Origin of the sequence: Candidatus Amarolinea dominans, from assembly GCA_016719785.1 — a bacterium.
Taxonomy (GTDB): Bacteria; Chloroflexota; Anaerolineae; order SSC4; family Amarolineaceae; genus Amarolinea; species Amarolinea dominans.
On the sequence record JADJYJ010000003.1, the window covers coordinates 128540 to 145084 of the forward strand.

The window sequence follows — 16545 nt, forward strand, 5'->3', positions numbered from 1 at the left end:
GCTCAAAGCAGCCGTCGAATGGCTGCCAGCAGGCTCTCCTCATTGAAAGCACTCTTGATGAAATACGCATCGGCGCCCGCCTGGATACCGCGCTCACGATCCTCGCGCGAATCGAGCGATGTAATCAGGATGGCCGGTAGATGTTTGAACCGCTCGTCCTGGCGCACGCGCGTCACCAACTCGAAGCCGTCCATGCGTGGCATGTTGATGTCAGACACCAACAGGTCGGCATGCTCACTCTGCAGCAGCGTCCATGCTTCCATCCCATCGGCCGCCACGCGTACCCGATAGCCCGCCGCTTCCAGGATATTCTTTTCCAAAGTACGCGTGGTGAACGAATCATCGGCCACCACGATCAGCGGCGCCTCGGGCCGCGGGTTGACCTGGGATGCACGACCGGTCGCGCCCGGGGTCGGCGCCGGCGCCGCGGCGCGTATGCCGTCGCGTACCAGGTCGGTCACATTCAGCACGACGACGATTTCTCCGGTGCCAAGAATGGTTACGCCAGCCACATGGCGCACGCGCAGCAGCGGTTTGGGCAGGCTCTTGGTCACAACCTCTTGTACACCCATCAGGCTGTCAACTTGAAACCCCAGGCGGCGCTCGGCAATCCCCAGGACGATAATGGCCAGGCGCCGCGGCGCGCCGTTGCTGGGCGTTGCGGCTGCGCCTGGCAGACCGAGGATGTCTGCCAGGTGGTGCAAGGCCAGCGGCCGCCCATCTACCACCAGGGCCTGGCGCCCCGCCACCTGCGCAATCTGATCGCTGGCACTGCGCACGACGCGCGCAACATTGGCGACGGGGATGGCAAACGTCTGCTCACGGCATCGCACCAACAGGCACAGGGTCGTCGCCAGGGTCAGCGGCAGTTGCAGCTCGAAGCATGTCCCGGCGCCCACCTGACTCTCTACCTCCACCATGCCACCGAGGCGCTCCACATTTTCCCGCACCACATCCAGCCCCACGCCCCGCCCTGACAGGTCGCTGACGTGAGTGGTGGTGGAGAAGCCAGAACGAAAGATGAGCGCCAGGGCCTCGCGATCATCCAGGGCGGCTGCTTCGTCGGCGGTCATCAGGCCGTGGCGCACAGCACCGCCGCGTACGGCCGCCAGGTCAATCCCGCGACCGTCATCGGCGACAGAAATCACGAGCCTGTTCCCGCGCTGGGCAGCCACCATGCGAATCACGCCTTCCACCGGCTTACCGGCCGCCTGGCGCTGCTCTGGCCGTTCGAGGCCATGGTCTATGGCGTTGCGCAGCAGGTGGGTCAGCGGGTCTTTGATCTGCTCGAGCACAGAGCGATCCACTTCGGTGTCAGCGCCTTCGATCACCAGCGTGACCTGTTTCTGCATCGCGCGGGCCAGGTCTCGCACCATGCGCGGGAACAGGCTGAGAACCGCCTCAACCGGCAACATGCGCGTGCGGCGCACATCCTCCTCCAGGCTGTCCACCACTTGGGTCATGCGGCGATTGTCAGCCTGCAAGCGCCGGCGCACGTCGCGCAGGCCGGAAGCGGTGCGGTGCAGATGCGCCTCCTGCCGCTCCAGATAGGCATTGACGCGCGTGGCGGCCTGTGTGGTGATCTGCTGAGCCTCTCCTTCTTCGTGCAGGCATCTACGCACAGCGGCCATGATTTGGGACCGCTGCTTGCGCCAGTCATTCTCCCAGACCTCGATCTCCTGCAGGACTTGCGTCAGCTCGGCCAGCCGCTGTTCCGTGCCGAGGCGCGCCGCCTGCAACTCGCCCACTTCGTTCAACAGGGTGTCGAGCTTGGAGACGGCCACGCGCACGGTGTCATCACGTATGACACTACCGGCGGCTACTTCGGCGGCTGGCGCAATGACTGGCGGGTTCGTTTCCGGTGCTGCGCTGGAGGGTGCGGCCGGTTCGAGCAACGGCCCAGGCGTCCCTACCCCCGCTGAGCGTGCGACCGGCGCCGGCTGCAGCGCCAGCGTCTCGATGCGCGTGAACAGATCCATCAGGCTGACGGGCGCAGGCGTGCCATTGACGACCTCATCCAACAACAAGCCTGCCGCGTCGAGCGCCTGGTAGCTCAGATCGAACAGCGTGGGAGTCGGTTGCACATCCCGATTCTTGACCCGGCCAAACAGCGTTTCCAGGTGATGGGCCAGCGTGCCGATGCGTTCCTGGCTGACGGCTTGCGCCGCGCCTTTGAGGCTGTGCGCGGCGCGAAAGATGTCTGCCCAGGTCTGGGCGTCCGCGGCGGGGTCCTGGTGACGCTCCACAACCAACAGGAGACGAACGATAGTCTGCAGATGCTCGCGCGCCTCTTGGGTAAAGGTGGCAAGTAACTGCTGCATGAAATCGGCGGGCAGCGGCATGGGCGTTTTCCTCTCGCGTGTCCTGGATCAGCGGGGAACCTTCGATGGCTCACCCGTGCGTCTGCAAATCAACGTGGCCCAGGCGCCCTCACCCTGGTGGGATTTGGTGAGGGCCTGGTGCTTTCACCGGACTGGCTGGCGCCTGCGCGGTCGGGTGCGCTCAACCGGCGCTGACCTGAAAGCGGCTGGTCATTGACTGTAACTGGCGGGCCAGACTGGTCAATCCTTCGGCTGCAGCCTGCGATTGGCGCGCGCCTGCCACTGATTGCATGGTTGCCTGGTTGATTTCCTTCATGGCCTGGGCAATCTGATCCATGGCCGCGCTCTGCTGATGTGCGGATGCGGCGATCTGCTGCGCGGCCTGCGCCGCGTTGCGAATGTTGTCGGCCAACTGCCCGATCACCTCGCCGGCGCGTTGAGCCAACGTCATGCCGCTTTCCACCCCGCGCGTGCCCTGCTCCGTAGCCATCACCGCCGCGTTGGTGGCTTTCTGAATGTCTCCCAAAATGATGCGCACTTTGGCCGTCGCCTGTTTCGACTGATCGGCCAGGTTCCGCACTTCCGTCGCCACCACGGCAAAGCCCTTGCCCTGTTCGCCCGCCTTGGCCGCTTCGATGGCCGCGTTCAGCGCCAGGATGTTGGATTGATCGGCCAGGTCATTGACGGTTGCGGTGATTTCGCCAATCTGCTGGGTCTGCTCAGAGAGGGCGAGAATGTCCTGGGCGATGGTTTCGACCCGGGCCTTGATCTCCAACATGCCCTTCAGGATCGCGGCCACGGCCGCGCTGCCATCTTGCCCGACATGCACTGACATCTGCGCCAGGGCTGCGACATCTTCGGCGCGCTGCGCCGTCTGCTCTGCGGTGGCGCGCACCTCGTTGACGGTTGCGCCCGTTTGGTTGACCGCGGCCATCTGCTCATTGGCGCTGGCGGTGTGTTGGCTGACCGACGCCAGGATCTCGGTGCTGGCCGCCCCCATGCTGTGTGCGCCCGCGCCCACCTGGCTGGACATCTCCGCCAGGTTGCCCGCCATGTCATTGAGGGTGGCTGCCAGGACGCCCAACTCATCACTGCCGGCGACTTTCAGCCGGGCGGTCAGGTCGCCCTGCGCCACTCGACGCGCAAACTGTACGGAGGCGTCGAGGGCATGGACAATCGAGCGCGCAATTAGTACACCCGCGATCATGCCGAGTAGGATGGCTATGCTCACAACGATCACGGTCGTGTTCATCGAGCGGTGCGCCAGGTCGTCGGTCATCTGTTGCCCTTCGTCAATCTGCACCCAACCGGCATCCTGTACCTCACGCACCCGCAACTGCACCTCCTCGGCTGCGCTATCCAAACTGCCGAGCAGCGTGGTCAACTTGTCGCTGTTTGTGGCAAGCTCTCGAACCATGCGACGATAGTCTTCAGTGACTGAACGGAGGCGCGTCACCTGCTGGCGGTCCGCGGCCGAAGTCGCGCCTTCCTCCAGGCTATCGTATAACTTACCCAGGCTGATGATGGCGTCCTCTACTGCCGCCAGGTCGGCCGCATTGCGCGAATTGACATACTGCAGGGCGCGCACGCGCATGTCGGTGATGGTTTGCCAGACATCACCGATGATCGTGAGCGTCTCTTTCGAATTGGATCCAGTACCGGCCACCACCCCATCGAAGAAGGTGATGGTTTCATCCACCAGGCTGTCGGCCAATTCGACCATGCCGGCTCGCGCCTTCTCGGCTGCAGTCACGGTTGCGAGGGTGTCGTCATACAAACCCTGATATTCGTTCAGCGATTCGCGCGCGGCCGTGACGGGCTTGTTCAGGTCATGGTCATCATAGGTTTGCACCAGGGTGTCTACGCTGTTCAGCGCCGCAAGAGCCTGATCAAGATTGTCCTTGACCGCGCTTGATGCCGCTGCCTGGTCGAGAGACGCGTCATGCAGCGAGAGGAGATAGTTCTTCGCCTCCACAAGGGAGCGCAGCGTGCTGCGCTCAACGACGGTGGCCTGTTTGACCGTTGGTATCCGCCGGGCTGCCAGATCATCAATGACCTTGTTGATTTCTTCCACGCTGAAATAGCTGGTGAGGCCAACCAGACTACCAACCCCTATCGCCAGGCCGAGGAACGCAGTCACCAGTTTGACCATCAATTTGGTGTTCTTGTACCAGGAAAACATGACTATCTCCTCCCTCTTGTCCTTATCTTGCCCTTATCGTTCGCGCCGGCCATGTTCTCTGCCGGTCGCGGTTTTGACACTCACTGACTGAAGGCTTCCTGCACGACCAGGCGTGGGTCGCGCAGGAGTTTGTCCACATCCAACACGGTCAACATGTCCGCGGTGATTCCGATCAACACGCCTGGCTGGCCGGAGGAGGGTTCGACTAACGGGGCACTAAGATCGGCCAGACTCACCTGGCGCACCTGCGGCACATCGTCTACGACAAACCCGACCTCCAGGTCAGCGCCTTCGCCGGTGCCGGCCACAAGCACCAGGCGGCGCGCGGCCGCGGCCTGTACCGGCCGGTCAAGCGCCAGGTAGCGGCACAGGTCCAGCACGGGGTAGAGGCGACCACGCAGGTTGGTCAGGCCGAGCCACATGGGGGGCACGCCCGGCAATCGTGTGATCGGGCCAGCCGGTTGAATCTCGACAACGGCGCGAATGTCAACACCGTAACGCTCCGTACCGAGCGTCAACACGACCAGGCTCATCACATCATCCGCGGACGCGGTCGGCGGCGGTTGGGCCAGCGCACGCGCGCGCGCCTCCAGAATCTCCTGCGTGTGGGGATCGAAGATGTCTTGCTGGCTTTTCATATGCTCTTCCCGCTCTTCCACGCTCTTCAGGCTGGCGAGACTGACGCACGTTATGCTTCTGCATGTTTCTGCTGCCTTTCGTGGCTACGCTTGCGTCAGTTGACAGATCAGCTCAGCCTGGGATGTCATCATCTCACGCAAGCGGCCGACGGTCAAGCCGTCGCCTTCGGGCACGATTTCATGACCTGCACGGGTGCGTGCCCACTGCGCCACGAGATCAAGCTCTTTGGCTGCGCGTGGCGCCTGGCCGAGACGTACACACAGGTTGGCCAGGGCAAAATGCCCCAGTACGAACTCCGGGTCGGCGAAAACGCAGCGCCGTAGAGCGGCCAGGGCTGCGTCCAGGCGGCCATCCGCTTGCAGGACCAAGCCGTGCAAGTAGTGTCCCGGGGCAGACAGCGGCGCCTGCTGTAACACCAGGCGTAGCCATGAGTCGGCCAATACGATCTGGCCCTGATCCGCGTACCATTTAGCAATGGCGAAGGCGGTCTGATGATCTTTCGGGCCTGCGCTGGCATGCGCCTCCAGCAACCGCAGCAGGTCGCGGTGGGTCGCGGTCGCGTCGGCTGCGCCCTGCGGCGCAGCTCGGGCCGGCGCACGCGGGGTTGGATCGCGTCGCGCGGCAGCCGGCGCTGACTCCGCGCCGGGATGGTTCGCTGACCGCGGCAGCGCGATCGGCGCCCTGGGCGACGTGACCGGGGACGATCGGGCCACACTCACGGGCTTGGCCGGCCTTCGATACACCACCGTGTCTGGGAAGTTGTGGGTCTGAAATTGTTGAAAAACGGTCTGGTTCGGTTCCGAATGACCGACCATCAGCCAACCCCCTGGCGTCAGGCTGTCATGCAGGCGCTCTACCACGGCACGCATGGCGGATGCCTCGAAATAGATCAAAACGTTACGACAGAGAATCAAATCCATGTCCTGGAAGTCAGACCAGCCGGTTTGATCGGCCAGGTTCAGGTGGCGCAACGTGACCATGTCGCGCACGGCGGGCGCAATTTCCCATTGCCGCCCTTGTCGTGTGAAGTAGGTCTGTTGCATACCCGCCGGAACCTCGCGGAAGGACCAGTCGCCGTAAAGCCCGTGCGCGGCCTTGTGCAAGGCATCACGGTTGATATCCGTGGCCAGGATGCGGACATCCCAATTTGGCAAGTCAGGTAGCAGCCGGCGCACGAGAATGGCCAGGGAATAGGCCTCTTCGCCGCTGGCACAGCCTGCACTCCACAAACGCAGGCGCCGGCGCGACTGCTGGCGGGTAATCAGTTCCGGCAAGATGACGCTCTCCAGCGCGGCAAACTGGGGACGATTGCGGAAGAAATGGGTTTCACCCACGGTGAGCTGCCTGACCAACAGATCGAGCACGGTCGGCCCCCGTAGGACATCGTTGAGCGCCGTGAACAGGTCGTCCGTCGCGGTGACGCTCAGGGAGCGCATGGCGAGTGCCGCTGCGGCTTCCAGGTCAGGCCGGCGCGGGGCCGGAAATTCCAGGCCAGTCTGGGTTTGCATCACGTGGCGCAAGCGGTTGAATTCGGGATCGGTCAGGGTTCTCATCGGGCTGCCTCCAGGGCGAGGGGCAAATCTAACGCGTGGGTCAACAGGAGCCGTTCCAGGTCGAGCAGGGCCACCAGGCGCTCGCGCACTCGTGCGATGGTTGCCACCACCTGCGCCTGTCCCGTTAGCGTATCAGGAGCACGGACAGCCGAGACCGGCAGTGAGATCACTTCACGTACCACGTCGGCGATCAGGCCGGCCATGCGTTCGCCGGTCGTCACGACCATGATCGGTGTATTCAAGTCAGGCTGCGGCCGCGGCGCACCGAGCCGTGTGCGCAGGTCCATCACGGGGATGACCTGGCCGCGGAAGTTGAGCATGCCGGCCAGCCACGGCGGCGTGTCTGGCAGCGGGGAGATCGCCACCATGCGCAGCACCTCGATCACCTGCTCGACCCGCAGGGCATAGGCGCGCTGACCGACTTCGAACACGACGAGTTGAACTGCTGCGTCCTGGTTGTGCATGGCGTCAGGCCTCATGGGCCAGGGGAAGGCGAACGATGAACTGAGTGCCGTGACCGGCAATCCCATCCGACTCGGCCGTCACGGTGCCGCCGTGCGCTTCGGCAATTTCCTTGACGATCAGCAGTCCCAGGCCGGTGCCGCGGATGCCGCGCACAGCCTGCCCCGGCACCCGGTGATACTTGGTGAAGAGTGATCCCACTTCGGCGGGGGGGATACCGCTGCCGTCATCAGAGACACGAAAGACGGCCATGTCGTTTTCCATCCGCAACTGCACGCCAAGATGACCCCCTTCTGGCGTGTACTTGATGGCGTTCGAGATCAGATTGTCCAGCACCTGCTTCAAGCGTTCGGCATCGGCGAAGGCGACGATCGGTTTTTCGGGCAGATCAAAGGTCAGCGTCTGATGGCGTGCGTTGGCCTGAATGGAGGTCAGGCGGGCACTTTCTTCGACGATGGCGCACAGATTGGTCTCGCTGCGATCCAGGCGCAGGTACCCGGCATCAATCTTGGCGAAATCGAGATAGTCGTTGATCAGGGATAGCAGTTTTTGGCTGGCGCCCTGGGCCAATTCGATCAGTTCGCGCTGGTCCGCGTTGAGCGGGCCGGTGGATTCATCTGTCAGCAGTTGCAGTGACAACCAGACAGCACTGGTCGGGTTGCGCAGGTCGTGCGTCACCATCGAGTAGAAGTCAGCCTTAACCTCTTGCAACTGTTTCTGTGCCACCAGGCCGGCCCGGTGTTCGAGCGCCTGCTCCAGGGCATAGAAGAACTCGGTAAAGTCACCACCGAACGACAAATCCTGCTTCTCGATGTAGCCGTCGGCCCCACGGCTCACCGCGGTGGTCGCCGATTTGATGCCGCCCATGCCGGTGAGCATGACCACCGCGGTCTCCCCATCGCGCTCACGCAGGCCGCGTAGCACCTGGATGCCATCCACATCAGGCAACAGCAGGTCCAGGAGCACCAGGTCATACTTGCCCTTCGCCAACATTTCCAGCGCCTCACGGCCGCTACCGGCTTCCTCTACTTGAGCGCCGTGCAGGCTCAGCAGGCCATGTAGAAAAGTTCGAATCGTGGGCGAATCATCCACCGTCAGTACACGCTTGTTGCTAAACATCCGTTCACCTACTCCTTGGCTGTCACGAACTTGAAATGGGAACAACGATGGATGGGGTGAGACCCTGTTGTGACTGACCTCATGTTCTACGTAAGAATTGCTGTAGGCCCTAGCTTAGCCGCGGTCAGAGGTGCAAACAATCATACCAAAAGCCTATTTTAGCGCGCAGTTTACAGGAAAATGACGCGTGACATTTGGGATTGCAGCCTTTGTCTGCCAATTTCGTCAACTTTGGCGCGCTGTGGTAAAATCGCCTCTCATGAAAGCCGAAATCGTCACCATTGGCACGGAACTGCTGCTCGGACAGATCGTTGACACCAATGCTGCTTACCTGGCACAGCAATTGGCGGCCATCGGCGTTGATCTCTTCTTCAAGACCACGGTCGGCGACAATATCCCGCGCATTGCCGGCATCCTTCAGCAGGCCAGCCAGCGCAGCGATCTGATCATCACCAGCGGCGGCCTGGGGCCGACCGTGGATGACATGACGCGTGAGGCCATTGCGCTGGCCACAGGCCGTGGTCTGGAATTTATGCCCGCGGCCTGGGACGAGATCAGCGCCATGTTTGCCCGCTGGGGGCGCCGGCCCGATGAGAACAATCGCCGGCAGGCGTTGTTGCCCGCCGGCAGCCTCAAGGTGACGAATCCAGTGGGCACAGCCCCCGCCTTTATCCTGGAAACAGGCGCCTGCACGATCATCAGCCTGCCCGGCGTACCCCGCGAGCTGAAGCACCTCATGGAATTTGCGGTCATTCCCTATCTGCGCCAACGCCTGGGCGATCAGGCGCCCATCATCAAGTCGCGTGTCCTGCGCACCTGCAGCATCGGCGAGAGTAACGTAGATACCCTCATCGGCGACCTGGAGACCCTGACCAACCCAACCGTCGGCCTGCTGGCCCATCCGGCTCAGACCGATATTCGCATCACGGCCAAGGCGACCAGTGCGGCTGAGGCTGACGCCATGATCGCGCCCCTTGAGACCGAGATTCGCCAGCGCCTGGGCGTTTACATCTATGGCGTGGACGACGAATCGCTGGAAGAAGTGACGGCTCGCCTGCTGTTGCAACATAACTACACCCTGGCTCTCGTCGAAACGAACACAGCCGGCGCAGTGGCCGCCTGGCTGCGCGCCACGCCCTTTGCCGCGGCCTTGCACAGTGCCCTGGTTGCCGCAGACCTGCCGCATCTGCAAAGCGCTTTGCCCGCCCTGACTGCGGACGACGCCTGGCCGTCGGCCGCCCTGGCCCTGGCCGCTGCCCAGGCCATGCAGGCCGCGTCGGGCGCCGATTTCACCCTGGCAATCATCGGCACCATGCAGGGGCACGAAACCATGTACAGCGATGAGCGCGGGGAGTCGTTCATCGCCCTGCTGCACCCGGAGGGCCGGCTGACGCGGCGCTTCCCCTTGGGCGGCGCCGGCGAGGTGACGCAGCGTTGGATCGGCAATCGCGCCCTTGATCTGCTGCGGCGGGTCATCCTGGGTCTTGCCACAGAAAGCGGCGGCTGACATGAGCACCATTGCTGTCACCCAAGCCGCGGCGCCCCTGGGCCTGGCCCTGCTGCGCCTGTTGGACGCTGACCCGGCGGTGACACGTATCGTCGCCCTGGACACGCAGCCGCCCAGCCTGCAATCGCCCAAGCTGAAGTTCTTCGAGGCCGACAGTCAAGGCCCGCTGCGCAGTGGTTTGGAAAAGTACAAGGTGACGCGCGTGGTTCATCTTGATCTGCTCTGCGCGGCGCCCACTGAAGCGGCCCTGCGCCGTCACAACGTGGGCGGCAGCGTCAGTTTTCTGACCGCGTGCCTGGCCGCACAAACCGTGGAGATGGCGATCCTCCTGTCCAGCACCCTGGTCTACGGCGGACAGCCTGGCGACCCGATCCCCATGCGCGAAGACGCACCGCTGCGCCCGCACGCGCTGCCGTTCGCGCAGCATTGCCAGGAGATCGAGCGCCAGTGCCAGACCTATCGCGACCGCTACCCCCAGATGAAGATCAATGTGGCTCGCCTGGCCCCGGTGACGGGCGCACAGCCGGAGCATTTTGTCTGGCAGGGCTTGCGCACACCGGCGGCCGCCCTGGGGCAGATCAACCCGGCTTTGCAGTTCGTGCATGTGGAAGATGCCGCCCGCGCCCTGCATTGCCTCATCGGGAGCGATGCCAGCGACACCTACAACATCGCCGCGGACGACAGTATCTCCCTGCGCGAGGCCTGGCAACAGTTGGGAACCAGGCCGCCCGGTTTGGGCGCGGCGCTGCTTCAACTGGCACAGCGTCTGCCGGCCGGGCAACTTGAGACCTGGCGCAGTGGGTGGCTGGCCCACAATGGCAAGTTCAAGCAAGCGTTCGACTTCACCTACCGGTACACATCGGCCCAGGCGCTGACAGCCCTGGCGCCTACGGCCTAGTCAAGCGAGGTTTCATGCCGCCATCATCAGCATCACCCCATCCGCAGTCCCGTCAACCACAGCGCAGCGCGCGGCCGCCGGCCAAACGTGCAGCGGTCCCAGGCGCCAGGTCGCAAGCGGGCGCAACGCCTGCCCGCCGCCTGGGGCGTAACCTGCCGATTCCTCCGGCCTATCTGCAGCGCTTCGGCCTGGTCTTGGCGCCCCTCCTGGTGGTGATCGGTTTCCTGCTCGTGGTGGGCAGCGCCCGCGCCCTGCTTGACGCCGCCCCTGGCCGGACGGCGACCGGCGTCAGTGTGGATGATGTGGCGCCGCGTCAATTCTTGCACGCCACCGCGTACCTCACCAGCACCCAGAACATCTTGATCCTGGGATCGGACAAGCGCCCGGATGAGGCCATGTGGCGTACCGATGTCATCATGCTGGCGGCCATTGACCGCAGCAGCGGGCATGCGGCCGTCATCAGCCTGCCCAGGGATCTCTACGTTGACATTCCCGGCAACGGCAAAGGGCGCATCAATACGGCGGACTATCTCAGCAGCCAGGGCCAGTCGCCACAGACCGGTATCCAGACGATGCAAGACATCATCGAGCGTGACTTCGGCGTTGAAATTGACAACTACGTGCGCATTGATTTCGATGGCTTCGAACAGGTCATTGATGCGCTAGGCGGAATTGACGTGGAAGTTGACTGCCCCCTGCAGGACCCGTATCTGCAAGAGGCCATCGGTGTGGATCGCATCGAGGCGGGCAAGCAGCATATGGATGGCGACATGGCCCTGGCCTACGTGCGCACGCGACGACAGGGCGGTGATTTCGATCGCGCCCGCCGCCAGCAGCGCCTGCTGATGGCCGTGCGCAACCGCGCCGTCTCCGCGAACCTGATCACACGCCTGCCACAGTTGCTGCCCGCGGCTCTGAACACGGTTGAGACCGACATGAACCCGTTGGAGATGGCTTCGCTTGCACGCTGGCTGATCAATATGGATCTGGCCAAGCTCAAGGGGTTCGTCATAGACGCCAACATGACCTCGTTCGCCACATTGCCACTCGGCGATCAGGTGCTCATTCCAGACTGGGTCTCCATTCACCAGGCTCTGGCCACGCTGTTCAGTCCGGCAACCCAACCCCTGTTGGAGAGCAGCGATCGTTCGTGGTATTGCCCGGGCATCGAAGAAATGACACCCACACAATGACCGCGCCCACGCTCCAGGCGCGACGGCTGACCGGCCCGGCCGCTCGAGAGGCGCAGGGGTTCGCCAGGCAGACGGCCGGCCGCCGCTGGTTGCTGCTCTGGGTTGCGCTGCTCCTGCTGACAAGCTGCGTCCAGCCCGCGCCGCCGCCCCTCGCGCTCACCCTCACGCCCGCGGACGCGACGCCAGGCGATCAGTCCGGCATCCCGGCGCCGCAGGCGACAGGGACGCTGACCGCGCCGGCAACGCCCACGGCCACGCGTCCCTTCCTGCCGACCTTCACGCCCACGCCAGGCGCGACCCCGCGCCCCTTGCAGCAGACCGCCAATCTCCTCATCCTCGGCTCGGACCGGCGCGGCAAGGGCGCCGGACGCACCGATGTCATGATGCTGGTGGCGGTTGATTTTGCCCAAAAACGGGTGGGCGTCATCAGCATCCCGCGTGACCTGTACGTGCAAATTCCGGGCGTGGGCCGCGAGCGCATCAATACCGCGGACGTCTATGGCGAACGTCAGAAGCCAGGCGGAGGCATTGACCTGGTCAAACGTACCATCCAGGACAACTTGGGGCTGCCGGTTGACAATTTCGTGCGGGTTGATTTTGGCGGTTTCGTGCAGATTGTGGACACCCTGGGCGGCATCACGGTGACGATGGACTGCCCGCTGCACGAACGCTGGGCGGACCCGGCCGCGCCCGACGGCGTTGTTACCCTCGACTATGAGCCGGGCGACCATGCCCTGGATGGCGAGCACGCCTTGTGGTACGTGCGCACGCGACGTCGCGGCAATGACCTGGACCGCGCCCGCCGCCAACAACGCGTCCTGCTGGCGCTCAAGGGGCGGGCAGAGGAGGTCAATCTGCTGCCCAAAGTGCCAGACTTGTTCAGCGCCTTGCACGACAATATAGATACCGATCTGGGCCTGCTCGATGTCCTGGCCCTGGCGCGCCTGGGCGTTGAACTCGATCGTGCGGACATCCACAGCCGTGTCTTTGACTTTCACATGGCTCAGCCGTATACTACGCCCGGCGGTGCAGCCGTGCTTCTGCCCAACAAGGCGGCCATTCAAGCGGCGTTCGACCAGATCTGGGAGGCGCCGGATGTCATCACGTCAACCGATCACCAACAACGCTGCCCATGAACGGCCGCCGGGCGGGCTGACATGGGTCGCACGGACGTGACTCGCAGCCTGACAGTATTTTTTTGACGAAGGAGCGCCGCGTTGCGTAACCTGCACCCTCCGTCATTCGTTTTTCAGGGGGACGGTGTCTTCCCTGTAGCATGACCGGGAATGAAGATAGCATGATGAGTTTTTTGCAAAACAGGCACGCGGCCATCACACGCCTCGTGCCATTACTTTGGGTGGTGACCCTGTTGGTCGCCTGCGTGCCTGGCGTTGGCCCCACGCCAACCGCTGTGCCGACGGCGACGATGATGCCGGAACCAACGGCGACGACGACGCTGGCGCCGGCCACGGCGATCCCTTCGCTTACACCCACCGCGGCCACTCCGGCTACGGCGACGCCTACCCTGGCCCCGACGGACACGCCCACTACACCACCACCACCCACCGCCACGAGGCCGCCGCAGCCAGTTGCCACCGCCCAGATCTCTGCCACCGTGGATATTACCGCGACGACGGTCATGACCGACGGCTTGCGGCCACACGCGCTTGACGCCACGTTCAACATCCTGCTGCTCGGCTCTGATCAGCGCCCGGGCGAACACGCCTGGCGCACCGACACGATCATGATTGCCGCGGTGGATTGGGAGCACGACCGCATCGGCGTCCTCAGCATCCCGCGTGACCTGTGGGTAGACATTCCCGGCTACGGTGAATCGCGCATCAATATGGCCGATTTCGTCGGCGAGAAAGAGATCAAATACCCTGGCGGCGGGCCGGCCCTGCTGGGTCGCGTCATCTCAGAGACGTTGGGCATCCGCACCGACCGTTTTGCCCGCATGAACCTGCTGGCCTTCGAGCAGGCCATTGACACGATCGGTGGAGTCACCGTCACCCTGGATTGCGCGTTTCGCGAAGCCACACCGGACCCGAACAACCCCGATCAACTGCTTGAGGTGAATTTCGAGCCGGGGTCCTATCACTTCGACGGGCATGAGGCTCGCATGTACGCCTCCTACCGCTACTACACCGGTGACTGGGACCGTTCGCGGCGTCAGCAGCAGGTGCTGTTAGCGATCCGGCAACAGGCGCTGTCGTTCAATATCATTCCCAAAATCCCCTCGCTGTGGCTTACCTTTAAGGGCGCCATTCAGACCGACCTGGGCTTCAAAGAGATCATTGACCTGGCGACGTTTGGCTTGCGCCTCGACATGAAGAACGTGCATGGTCGCGTGCTTGATTACCGGCTGGTGACACCCTACACCACCAGGGGCGGCGCGCAGGTATTGAAGCCCAAGACGGCCGAGATTGCCGCCGCGATCAATGGGATTTTTGACACACCGCCCATGCAGGAATCGTCCGCGCGGCCGATTGCCGGCTGCAGAGCCACGCCCACACCCAAGCCGCCGGCCACCCCGCTCCCGTCGGCGACCATCACCGCGACGCTAACCCTGACGCCCACGCTGGCAAATTGAGCAGAGAGACCGACGGTATGACCTACTACGAAATCACGATCCGCCCCGCCTATCTCAGCAACACGGACGAAGTCGCGGTGCGCCTGGGCAGCGGACGCCGGCCACGAGTCGCGGCAAGCACGCGCAACGGCGATGTGCAGGCCTGCCTGGACACCGGCGGACGCCTGGTGCGCTTGCTGTTGGCTGACAGCAAGGTGTTGCACCTGGGCCAGCGGCTGGCCGGGTTGCCCGTTGTCGAAAATCCCCCACAGCCCGTGTCGAGCGGCCTGATCGGGTATGACCTGGCGACGCGGGTCGCCACGATCTTCCTCTTTCCCACACCGGACAGCGCGATTGCCCAGAACCTGGTGCGTACCGCCAGCTTTGATTTCGACGCCAGCGACCACCTGCTGGCCGTGCGTATCCCCGCCGGTCCCACCGCCCGCCGCGAACCAGACCTCTACCGCGCCCTGGCGTTCTTGAAGTAAGGGCGATTTTTGATCTTCTCAATTTGTAGGGGCGCACCCTTGCGGTCGCCCACGCGGGCAGGCGCAAGGCCATGCCCCTACCCTGTCGCCTGCGGCAGATCAACCAGCAGCAGGCTGGCCAGCACGAACCCACCACCGATCCATTGCATGGGCGTCAGCGTTTCACCCAGGAAACCACGCGCGACCGCCACGGTCATCAGCGGCTCGACCACTCCAAGCAAGGCTAACTGCGTGCTGCCCACGCGCTTGATGGCGGTGAACATCGCCAGGCGCGCCACCACGGTGCCCAACAGGCCAATGCCCAGCACCGGCCACCAGCCGGCCCACGTCACCGGCGGCGGACTGCCGCCCATGACGAGGCGCACGCCGGTCGCCAGCAGCGCCATCGTGCTGATGACGTACAGCACCACCGTGCGCGCGGCCACGTCACGCACCACGAACTGACCGATCACCAGGTGCAGGGAATAGGTGAAGATGGTGACGAACACCAACAGAACTCCGATCGTGTCTACGCTCCCGCCGCTGATGTCCACCAGCAGGGCCACACCGATCAACGCGACGCCCAAGCGCGCCAGGCGGCGTGTGGTCATGGCCTCGCCGCGCAGGCGCAACAGCAGAATGACGACCGCCGGGTAGAGATAGAAGATCAGCGTGGCAATCGAGGCGTTGATCCGGGTCAGGCCCCAGTAGTAGCTGATTTGCGCGACAAAATTCGCCGCGCCCATGATGATGCAGCCCAGCAGCGCCCGGCGCGGGATCGGAATCAACGCCCGCCAGCGCGTCAGGAAGATGGCCCAAAGCACCAGCGCGGCCACGCCCAGGCGCAGCATCGTCAAGGTGTTTGGGTCCAGGCCGGCGCGGTAGGCGAACTTGGCAAAGGCTGAATTGAGACCCAGCGCCATGTTGGCGGCCAGGGCGATGAGGAGACCGCGCGGCGCCCGGTTACGCATCGGGCGCCCGTTCTGACCAGGCCAGCAGCAGCGCACCGGCGGTCAGGGCCATCCCGCCCAGCAGCAGCGCCCAGCCGCCCCAGCCCAGGCTCGATGACCGCTGGTAGACGACCTCGATGGCCGGTCGCACGCGTGACCACTGCCACAGGGGCAGGAGCGTTGCAGCCAGCGTCAACACGGCCAGCAGGATGGCGAGCGCCTGGCGTCCGTACCGCTGCCGCCACCCTGGCGTCAGCAGCCCGATCAGCGCCAACACCAGCGCCACGATCAGCATGCGGATCTGAGGTTGAAATTCAGCCTGGCCGAAGGTTGCGGGTGACCAGGCGGGCGGCAGCAGGGCCAGGGCGCAGGGTATGGCCAGCAAGGCCAGCAGCAGGCGCGCAGGACGGTAACGGAGCCAGGGCGCGCCGAGCAACGACAGCAGACTCAATCCCACACTCAGGGTGAAGAGCGGCAGGTAGAACTGCTCGCGCGCCACGTGTAACGCGCCGCTGCGCACCTCGGGCAAGAACTTGACATATTCCGCCAGGTCAATCCCCAGCAGGGTCAGACCAGGGCTGGCGAACGCCACCCACGGGCCCCAGGTCGCGCCGGCCAGGCCGATCGAACCGAGCAGAAGCAGCAGGCGGGCGAGCAGCCGTTGCCGCGGCGGTGGTCTCAT

15 protein-coding genes are annotated in these 16545 nt (G+C 64.0%); 7 read left to right on the forward strand and 8 right to left on the reverse strand.

What is annotated here, in order from left to right; translation table 11 throughout:
- Window positions 1–2: 2 nt before the first annotated feature.
- Window positions 3–2342, reverse strand: coding sequence for a hybrid sensor histidine kinase/response regulator (locus tag IPM84_04190; GenBank protein MBK9091969.1), 2340 nt, complete (start codon window positions 2340–2342; stop codon window positions 3–5).
- Between IPM84_04190 and IPM84_04195 the strand changes: the two genes are divergently transcribed.
- Complete coding sequence (locus tag IPM84_04195) at window positions 2320–2538, forward strand: hypothetical protein (GenBank protein MBK9091970.1); 219 nt, start codon at window positions 2320–2322, stop codon at window positions 2536–2538. The two genes, IPM84_04190 and IPM84_04195, sit on opposite strands and share 23 nt — an antisense overlap.
- Here the strand turns inward: IPM84_04195 and IPM84_04200 are convergent.
- The 5 genes from IPM84_04200 to IPM84_04220 all read right to left on the reverse strand — a co-directional run bounded on the left by IPM84_04200 (window position 2503) and on the right by IPM84_04220 (window position 8276).
- Entirely contained in the window at window positions 2503–4503 is a 2001-nt protein-coding gene (locus IPM84_04200) for a methyl-accepting chemotaxis protein (protein MBK9091971.1), read from the reverse strand. The two genes, IPM84_04195 and IPM84_04200, sit on opposite strands and share 36 nt — an antisense overlap.
- 80 nt (window positions 4504–4583) lie before the next feature.
- The gene (locus IPM84_04205) at window positions 4584–5141 is read right to left on the reverse strand and encodes a purine-binding chemotaxis protein CheW (protein MBK9091972.1); all 558 of its coding nucleotides are present in this window, start codon (window positions 5139–5141) and stop codon (window positions 4584–4586) included.
- Between the two features lie 84 nt (window positions 5142–5225).
- Window positions 5226–6695 (reverse strand): hypothetical protein, encoded by a 1470-nt coding sequence (locus IPM84_04210; protein MBK9091973.1) that lies wholly within the window; start codon window positions 6693–6695, stop codon window positions 5226–5228.
- Window positions 6692–7159, reverse strand: a complete 468-nt coding sequence (locus IPM84_04215; protein MBK9091974.1) for a chemotaxis protein CheW — start codon at window positions 7157–7159, stop codon at window positions 6692–6694. The genes IPM84_04210 and IPM84_04215 overlap by 4 nt, the downstream gene beginning before the upstream one ends.
- Before the next feature lie 4 nt (window positions 7160–7163).
- Window positions 7164–8276 carry a response regulator gene (locus IPM84_04220; protein ID MBK9091975.1) on the reverse strand — a complete coding sequence of 371 codons (1113 nt, stop codon included), beginning with the start codon at window positions 8274–8276 and terminating at the stop codon, window positions 7164–7166.
- A 259-nt stretch (window positions 8277–8535) separates the two neighbouring features.
- On the opposite strand from IPM84_04220, the gene IPM84_04225 reads away from it, so the two are divergent.
- The 6 genes from IPM84_04225 to IPM84_04250 all read left to right on the forward strand — a co-directional run bounded on the left by IPM84_04225 (window position 8536) and on the right by IPM84_04250 (window position 14934).
- Window positions 8536–9783: a CinA family nicotinamide mononucleotide deamidase-related protein gene (locus tag IPM84_04225; protein ID MBK9091976.1), complete on the forward strand. Its 1248-nt coding sequence runs from the start codon at window positions 8536–8538 to the stop codon at window positions 9781–9783.
- A 1-nt stretch (window position 9784) separates the two neighbouring features.
- A complete protein-coding gene (locus tag IPM84_04230) occupies window positions 9785–10681 on the forward strand; it encodes an NAD-dependent epimerase/dehydratase family protein (GenBank protein ID MBK9091977.1) in 897 nt (298 codons plus the stop codon).
- 14 nt (window positions 10682–10695) lie between these two features.
- A complete protein-coding gene (locus IPM84_04235) occupies window positions 10696–11874 on the forward strand; it encodes an LCP family protein (GenBank protein ID MBK9091978.1) in 1179 nt (392 codons plus the stop codon).
- Window positions 11871–13010 carry an LCP family protein gene (locus IPM84_04240; protein ID MBK9091979.1) on the forward strand — a complete coding sequence of 380 codons (1140 nt, stop codon included), beginning with the start codon at window positions 11871–11873 and terminating at the stop codon, window positions 13008–13010. Before IPM84_04235 ends, IPM84_04240 begins: the two co-directional genes overlap by 4 nt.
- Before the next feature lie 161 nt (window positions 13011–13171).
- A complete protein-coding gene (locus tag IPM84_04245; protein MBK9091980.1) occupies window positions 13172–14467 on the forward strand; it encodes an LCP family protein in 1296 nt (431 codons plus the stop codon).
- A 17-nt stretch (window positions 14468–14484) separates the two neighbouring features.
- Window positions 14485–14934, forward strand: coding sequence for a hypothetical protein (locus tag IPM84_04250; protein ID MBK9091981.1), 450 nt, complete (start codon window positions 14485–14487; stop codon window positions 14932–14934).
- A 77-nt stretch (window positions 14935–15011) separates the two neighbouring features.
- On the opposite strand, the gene IPM84_04255 is transcribed toward IPM84_04250, so the two are convergent.
- Window positions 15012–15884, reverse strand: a complete 873-nt coding sequence (locus tag IPM84_04255; protein ID MBK9091982.1) for a DMT family transporter — start codon at window positions 15882–15884, stop codon at window positions 15012–15014.
- Window positions 15877–16545, reverse strand: a complete 669-nt coding sequence (locus IPM84_04260; GenBank protein ID MBK9091983.1) for a hypothetical protein — start codon at window positions 16543–16545, stop codon at window positions 15877–15879. Before IPM84_04260 ends, IPM84_04255 begins: the two co-directional genes overlap by 8 nt.